This is a genomic window from Kineosporia babensis, assembly GCF_021129305.1.
Taxonomy (GTDB): Bacteria; Actinomycetota; Actinomycetes; order Actinomycetales; family Kineosporiaceae; genus Kineosporia; species Kineosporia babensis.
The window spans coordinates 1-1,466 of record NZ_JAJOMB010000070.1; the positions used below are offsets into that span (position 1 = coordinate 1).

The window sequence follows — 1,466 nt, forward strand, 5'->3', positions numbered from 1 at the left end:
CAGGGCTCCGGCGTACCAGTGAGTTGTCCGGTTATGGGAAGCCGTGGAGGTTGAGGGTTTCGTCGGGTCTGGTGTGATCTCGACGTCCGTCGGTGATGTAGAGGTAGCCGGCGTCCTTGACGGTGTTGATGACAGCGGCGCGGAGCGTGGCCAGGTTGGCCGGGCCGTGGCCGGTGCGGCTGGCCGAATGATCCTCGCGGAAGGTGACATCACGGACATGGTGATGGACCTCGATGCCCCAGTGCCCGCGTGCCAGGCGGGCCAGGTCCTCGGGCGCGGCCTGCGCGCTGGTGAGGTTGGTGACGGCGTAAACGGTTTCCCTACTGATCTTCTGAGTGCGGGTGTTCTGCCGCCAGCGGGTGATCCGTAAGGCCTGGACGGCTCCGGGCAAGCCCAGGGTGTCGGCCTGGACGCACTTCAGGGCCCGGGTCTCGTCCCGGCCGTGCCCATGATCATGCGTGGTCTCACCAGGCCGGACGTGTTTCCAGGGCAGGCGTTTGCAGGCCCGGTAGGTGGTGGGCTGGTTCTTCTTCACGATCGCGATGTAGAAGGCTTTCTGGTCCTCGTGCAGCCACTGCAGGTGAGCACGGACCGTCAACAACGCGTCGAACGTCACGACCCGACCGGCCAGGTCGCCGTCGAGGATCGTCCTCAGGGTGTCCTGGAAGTGAGTGACCTCGCTGCTTTTCGCGTCGATCTCGACGTGACCCAGGAACCGGCCACCGGCACTGGCGTGTTCACAGACACCCAGCAGGTGCACTCTGTGCCCATCCGATCGCCGCGCACCGCGCGAGGTTTTGCCGTCCACGGCAATAGGTCTCATCCACGGTCTGACCGCGTTGCGCAGGGCGTCAGCTTGTCGCCTGGCCTGGCGGGCCGGGTAGCTTCGTCCGCGCGTGCCGGCCGGTCCACCCACACGGGCCGGTCCCGGCCGGGCTGTGGTCAGGACCGCTCGGGTCAGGTCGGCCGGCTCGATCCGGTCCAGTAGACCCCTGATCGTCTTCTCGCTCGGAACCCGGTGACACCCGGTCAGGACATCGAATGGCAGCCTGAACCGGGCCAGTTCGTCCGATCCGGCCCGGGCGATCCACTGCCCGATGGCGGTCATCCCCTCGTGCCCGGCGGCGGTCAGCGCACACAGGGCGATCGCGACCAGGCTGGCCAGGGCATACGTGCGACCGAACGTCGATCGGGGATCACGGATGCCCTCCAGTCGGCCCCACACGTCCTGCGGTAACTCCTGGACAACTCTGCCGGTGTCGGCGTCGAGAGACTCGACGACCAGGCCACCGGCACGCAACAATGCCGACGCGGGCACGCGGTGCTCCTGTCATAGGGCTTCATACACCGCTATGACTTCCCACTGCGTGCCCGCCCAAAACCCCTTCACCTGAACCAGGTCAGACCAACGCCCCTGGAACGAATCCGCCCACCTCACCGCAACCCATCAGTACGCCGGAGCCCTG

1 protein-coding gene is annotated in these 1,466 nt (G+C 66.7%); it reads right to left on the reverse strand.

The window, feature by feature from the left end:
* Positions 1–31: 31 nt before the first annotated feature.
* Complete coding sequence (locus tag LR394_RS41000) at positions 32–1,318, reverse strand: ISAs1 family transposase (protein WP_231450135.1); 1,287 nt, start codon at positions 1,316–1,318, stop codon at positions 32–34.
* Positions 1,319–1,466 lie beyond the last annotated feature (148 nt).